Source organism: Mitsuaria sp. TWR114 (genome assembly GCF_007997345.1).
The window spans coordinates 1-5,610 of record NZ_VOSR01000320.1; the positions used below are offsets into that span (position 1 = coordinate 1).

6 protein-coding genes and 1 pseudogene are annotated in these 5,610 nt (G+C 69.5%); 3 read left to right on the top strand and 4 right to left on the bottom strand.

Translation table 11 applies throughout. The features are described 5' to 3' along the window. From FUT87_RS13025 to FUT87_RS13035, 3 genes are all read left to right on the top strand, one after another. On the top strand, positions 1–1,204 hold a 1,204-nt coding region (locus tag FUT87_RS13025; RefSeq protein WP_147241292.1), incomplete at its 5' end, for an FAD-binding oxidoreductase. 241 nt (positions 1,205–1,445) lie between these two features. Then, positions 1,446–1,745 carry a type II toxin-antitoxin system RelE/ParE family toxin gene (locus tag FUT87_RS13030; RefSeq protein ID WP_091733146.1) on the top strand — a complete coding sequence of 100 codons (300 nt, stop codon included), beginning with the start codon at positions 1,446–1,448 and terminating at the stop codon, positions 1,743–1,745. Continuing rightward, positions 1,726–2,046 (top strand): DNA-binding transcriptional regulator, encoded by a 321-nt coding sequence (locus FUT87_RS13035; RefSeq protein WP_141225441.1) that lies wholly within the window; start codon positions 1,726–1,728, stop codon positions 2,044–2,046. Before FUT87_RS13030 ends, FUT87_RS13035 begins: the two co-directional genes overlap by 20 nt. A gap of 71 nt (positions 2,047–2,117) precedes the next feature. Here the strand turns inward: FUT87_RS13035 and FUT87_RS13040 are convergent, their stop codons facing one another. The 4 genes and pseudogenes from FUT87_RS13040 to FUT87_RS13055 form a co-directional block, all read right to left on the bottom strand. After that, the gene (locus FUT87_RS13040; protein ID WP_091733154.1) at positions 2,118–2,888 is read right to left on the bottom strand and encodes an ABC transporter ATP-binding protein; all 771 of its coding nucleotides are present in this window, start codon (positions 2,886–2,888) and stop codon (positions 2,118–2,120) included. Beyond that, on the bottom strand, positions 2,888–4,015 hold the full coding sequence (locus tag FUT87_RS13045; protein WP_147241293.1) for a M14 family metallopeptidase: 1,128 nt from the start codon (positions 4,013–4,015) through the stop codon (positions 2,888–2,890). Before FUT87_RS13045 ends, FUT87_RS13040 begins: the two co-directional genes overlap by 1 nt. Positions 4,016–4,100: 85 nt before the next feature. Continuing rightward, positions 4,101–4,787, bottom strand: a complete 687-nt coding sequence (locus FUT87_RS13050; protein ID WP_091733164.1) for an ABC transporter permease — start codon at positions 4,785–4,787, stop codon at positions 4,101–4,103. Between the two features lie 58 nt (positions 4,788–4,845). Beyond that, positions 4,846–5,537, bottom strand: a pseudogene (locus FUT87_RS13055) (ABC transporter permease). Positions 5,538–5,610 lie beyond the last annotated feature (73 nt).

A 5,610-nucleotide genomic window follows, 5' to 3' on the forward strand; every position in this document is an offset into this window, starting at 1 on the left:
CGGCACCTGCACCGCGCTGGAGCTGAGCTTGCGCGGCCACGCGGTCACGCTGGTGGACCGCCGTCCGCCCGGGCAGGAGACCTCCTTCGGCAATGCCGGCGTGATCCAGCGCGAGGCGGTCGAGCCGTATGCCTTCCCGCGAGACGCGAGATCGTTGCTGTCCGCGGCCCTGGGGCGGGGCCTGGAGGTGCATTACCACCCGCGCGCGCTGCTGGCCGCGCTGCCGCAGCTGTGGCGCTACTGGCGCCACTCCGCCCCTGCGCGACACCAAGCCATCGCGCGCGACTACGCTGCCTTGATCGCTCACGCGACCACCGAGCACGCCCGCTACATCGCGCTGGCCGGTGCCGACGGCCTGGTGCGGCGCGACGGACTGCGCCTGGTCTTCCGCACGCCGCGCGCGCTCGACGAGGCGGTGCGCGACGCCGAGCGGGTGCAGCGCGAGCACGGCGTCCGTTTCGTCGCGATGGATGCGGACGCGTTGGCAGCGGCGGAGCCCGATTTCCGGACGCGCCTGGCTGGCGCCGTGCACTGGCTGCCGTCGTGGAGCGTCGACGATCCCGGGGAGCTCGTCGAGCGCTACGCGCAGGCCTTCCTGCAACGTGGCGGACGCTTCGTGCAGGCCGATGCGACGGCGGCGCGACCGACCGCCCATGGCTGGGCGCTGGAAACCGATCAGGGCCGGCTGGAAGGCGAGCAGGCCGTGGTCGCGCTGGGGCCTTGGTCCGACCGCTTCTTGCGCGCGCTGGGCTACCGCCTGCCGCTCTTCGTCAAGCGCGGCTACCACCGCCATTACTGCGGTGGCGGGCGCGTGACGATGCCGACGCTGGACGCGGAGCGCGGATATGTGCTGGCGCCGCAACGGCGCGGACTGCGACTGACCACCGGCGCCGAGATCGCCGGCATCGACGCACCGCTCACGCCTCGTCAGCTGACGGGTGCCGAAGCGCAGGCACGCGGGCTGCTCGAGCTGGGGGAGGCGGTGGAGTCCGAGCCCTGGGTCGGCAGCCGGCCGTGCAGCGCCGACATGAAGCCCGTCATCGGCCCGGCGCCAAGGCATCCGGGACTGTGGTTCAACTTCGCGCACGGCCACCAGGGCTTCACGCTCGGCCCCGCCAGCGCGCGGCTGCTCGCGGACCTGATGACCGGAGAGCCACCGTTCATCGATGCGGCGCCGTTCTCGGCGCGGCGGTTTGGCGGATGAGAGGGCGGCACTCGACAGGCTGAGACCGACGAACGGCGGACGGCGCGCCCGAAGGTGTCCCCCATCGGAAGGCCGTCTTCAGCGTGAGACCTTTGCTAGCGCGGCCTGTCACTGAGCGCGCGTCTCGCAATCTTTCCCGGAGGTCGAATGAGGAGTGCCGTGTTCTTGGTCGATGGATTTCAGCGCTGGATGAGGAAGCAGGCGCTGCGCAGAAGAGGACCTGTGCCGCGCCGTCGCTGAAATGGAACGCGGGCTGATCGATGCAGATCTCGGTAGTGGACTCTTCAAGAAGCGGATCGCACGATCCGGGGCTGGCAAGCGCGGTGGGTATCGCGTGATCGTCGCGACGCGAGGGGATGGCCCCTGGTTCTTCCTCGAGGGTTATGCGAAGAGCAAGCAGGATCAGATTGATACAGCCACCTGGGATGCGTGCCGTGCGGTCGGGCAAGCGCTGACGTCCAAATCGATCCGCGAGCTGTCCGATTCAATCGAGAGCAACAAGCTGAAGGAAGTGAACTGTGATGCGCAAACGCAAGTCTGAAACGATGGAACGCCTGCTTCGGTTGAGCCGCGACCTCCACGATTGCGGGACCTTCAACGACGAGGACCTGCGCACGATCGAGCGCGTCGGCATGTCAGCGCCGCAACCGCTGCGCGCCGAGGACTTCCGCGCCATCCGCGAGCAGTCGACCTACAGCGTGTACACGCTGGCCCGCATCCTCAATACGACGGCACGGCAGTTCCGGCGGTGGGAACAGGGACTCGGCAAAGGACCGCAAGGAGCGGAACTCCGGCTGCTGCGCATGGTGCGTGATCGCGGGCTTGCTGCCGTGTTTCCATGAACGACGGCCCGGGCAAGCCCGGGCCGTTCGCTTGACTGTTGCTCGGCGCAGCCGGGCGCCGGCAGGCGGACTTACTTCAAACCACCGCTCAGGAAGGCCTTCAGGCGCTCGCTCTGCGGCTTGATCAGGACCTCGCGCGGGTCGCCTTGCTCCTCCACGCGGCCCTGGTGCAGGAACATCGTGTGCGAGGACACCTCGCGCGCGAAGCCCATCTCGTGCGTGACGACGATCATCGTGCGGCCTTCCGCCGCGAGGTCGCGCATCACCTTCAGCACCTCGCCCACCAGCTCCGGGTCCAGGGCTGAGGTCGGCTCGTCGAAGAGCATCACCTCCGGCTCCACCGCCAGCGCGCGAGCGATCGCCACGCGCTGCTGCTCGCCACCGGAGAGCTGCGCCGGGTAGACGTCCTTGCGGTGCGACACGCCCACCCGCGCCAGCAGGGCCTCGGCCTTCTCGATCGCTTCGGCCCTGGACTGCTTCAGCACATGCACCGGCGCCTCGATGACGTTCTCCAGCACCGTGCGGTGCCCCCACAGGTTGAAGTTCTGGAACACCATCGCCAGCCGCGCGCGCCAGCGCTGCAGCTGCGCGGCGTCGCCGGCCTTGAAGCTGCCGTCGCGGTCGCGCACCAGCTTCAATTGCTCGTCGCCCAGGCGGAGCGTGCCCTCGTAGGGTTGCTCCAGCAGGTTGAGGCAGCGCAGGAAGGTGCTCTTGCCCGAGCCGCTGGACCCGATCAGCGTGATCACGTCGCCCGGTTTCGCGGCGAGGCTCACGCCCTTGAGGACTTCGCGATCGCCGTAGCGCTTATGGAGGTTGTCGACAACAAGACTGGCCGCGGACATCAACGGGCTCCCAACAGTTTTCCGGTGCGGGTCGCCTCGCGGCCCGCGACTTTCGCCACACGCGCCCCGGCCGTGACCAGGCGCAGCGTGTCGCGTGCAAACAGCAGCCCGTCCACCGGGCTCTTCAGGTCGGTGACCTGAGCGGTGATGGGGTCGATGACCTGCGCGATGACGTCGCCGGCCTTGACCTCCTCGCCAACCTCCCGCAGGAAGGTCAGCACCCCACCCACCGGCGAGGGGATCGGCATCGAGCCGGCCAGCGGCCGTGCGTCGCCGACCGGCGCCGGCGCCGGGGGCACCGCGCCGTCCGCGGCGATCACGCCGCGGTGGATCAGGAAGTCGACGATCGCCTGCGCGTCCTTGGCGGCCAGTTCATGGCTGACGTCCTGCTGGCCGCGCAGCTCCACCGTCACCGACAGCGTCGCCTGCGGAATCGGGAAGCGATCCCCGAAATGCCGGGCCCACTTCCACCAGACCTGCGAGCAGGCTTCGTCGAAGGGGTTGTCGCCGGAGTCCGTCGCCAGCAGCGTCACCGCCGCGCCCAGGTAGGCCGCCAGCGGCTCGCACTGCGGCCAGCACGGCGTCTCGGTGTAGAGGTGCATCATCGCCTGCGCGTCGCAGTGCAGGTCCAGCACCACGTCGGCGTCGCAGGCCAGCAGCATCAGCGTCTTGCGCAGCGCCTTGAGCTCGGTGTCGGCGCTGCCGGCCTGGATCTCGGTCCGCAGCGCGGCGCGCAGCACCGCCACGTTGTGCGCCGCGTCGGCCCCCAGGCGAGGCTCGGCATGGCGCGCGGCGGCCTCGATGTGCTCGGGGTAGTGGCGGTTGAAGTTCTCGCCGGACAGGCCATCGAAGCGGCCCAGGTGCGATTGCAGCCACCACTGGGACATCCCGATCGGGTTGGCCATGGGCACCAGCACGATCTCGCCGCGCAGCCGCCCGGCGGCCTCGAGCGCGTCGAAGTGGCGGCGCAGGTGCCACGCGGTCAGCATGCCGGGCAGTTCGTCGGCGTGTAGCGAGGCCTGGATGTAGACCTTCTGGCCCTCGCCGGGGCGGCCGTAGTGCAGCGAGACCAGCTCGCGCTGCGTGCCCGGGGTGGGGCTCGGAAGCGGATGTTGTCGGAGTTGCATCGGAGTGGGGTGGCGGCGCGGGCCGCGGGGAGGCGGCGCGCTGGGAATGGGAAGCGGGGCGGGGGGCGAGGAGCGTCAGCGCGGGTCAGCGCGGCATGAGGGGCTTGAGCCAGCGCTTCTCCGCCTGGTGGAACAGCCCCACCAGCACCAGCGTCATCGTGAAGTAGAAGAGCGCGGCGGTGATGAAGGCCTCGAACGGAATGTAGTAGGTGGCATTGATGTCGCGGGCGATGCCCGTGACGTCCATGATGGTCACCACGCTCGCGAGCGCGGTGCCGTGCAGCATGAAGATCACCTCGTTGCTGTAGGCCGGCAGCGCGCGGCGCAGCGCGTGCGGCAGCACGATGCGGCGCAGCATCACCCAGCGGCTCATGCCCAGCGACTTGGCGGCCTCGATCTCGCCGTGCGGCAGCGAGCGGATCGAGCCGGCGATGATCTCCGTTGTGTACGCGCCGGTGTTCAGCACGAAGGTCAGGCAGGCGCAGAACCAGGCCGAGCTGAACAGCGGCCACAGCGCGCTGCGCTGCATCCATTCGAACTGGCCCAGGCCGTAATAGATCAGGAACAGCTGCACCAGCATCGGCGTGCCGCGGAACACGTAGGTGTAGGCCCAGACCGTGCGCGACAGCCACTTGATCGGCAGGGTGCGCAGCACCGCCAGCGGGATGGCCAGGGCCAGGCCGATCAGCAACGAGACGATGAGCAGCTCGAAGGTGACGACCGCGCCCTCGAGGTAGCGCGGGAGGTTCTCGACGATGGCGTCCAGGTTCATGGGGAAATCGTTCGGTCGGGTCGGGCGGCAGCGTGACGGCGCGGGCGGCGGGTCGCGCTCACAGCGAGTGGCGGCGTACGCCGGTGGACAGGCGCTTCTGCAGCTGGTCGAAGACCAGTTCGGACACCGAGGTGAAGAGCAGGTAGATCAGCGCCACCGCGAGGTAGAACACGAAGGGTTCGCGCGTGCCGGCGGCGGCCTGCGAGCCCCGCATCATGAGGTCGTGCAGCCCGATGACCGACACGATGGCGGTGCTCTTGATCAGCACCAGCCAGTTGTTGGACAGGCCCGGCAACGCGTGCCGGAACATCTGCGGGAAGGTGATGCGCCAGGCGACCTGGGCCGGGCTCATGCCGAAGGCCAGGCCGGCCTCGCGCTGCCCCGGCGGCACGGCCAGGAAGGCGCCGCGGAAGGCCTCGGTCAGGTAGGCGCCGAAGATGAACGCGATCGTCGCCACGCCGGCCACGAAGGGGTTGATGTCGATGTACTCCTCGTGGCGAGCTGCAGCGCGATCGCGTTCACCGCGACCTGTCCGCCGAAGAAGATCAGCAGCATCAGCACCAGGTCGGGCACGCCGCGGATCAGCGTCGTGTAGACGGTCGCGACGCCCTTGGCGACGCGGTACTTCGACAGCTTGGCCATCGCGCCGAGCAGCCCCAGCACCATGGCCAGCGCCATCGAGCTCAGGGCCACGCCCAGGGTCAGCAAGGCGCCCTCGAGCAGGCTGGGCAGGTAACCGTGCAGGTTCATCGGTGGGGATCGCTATCGTTCGCGGGGAGTGGGGGCAGGCGTGGGACGGGGACCCGGCGCGGCCGGGTCCCGG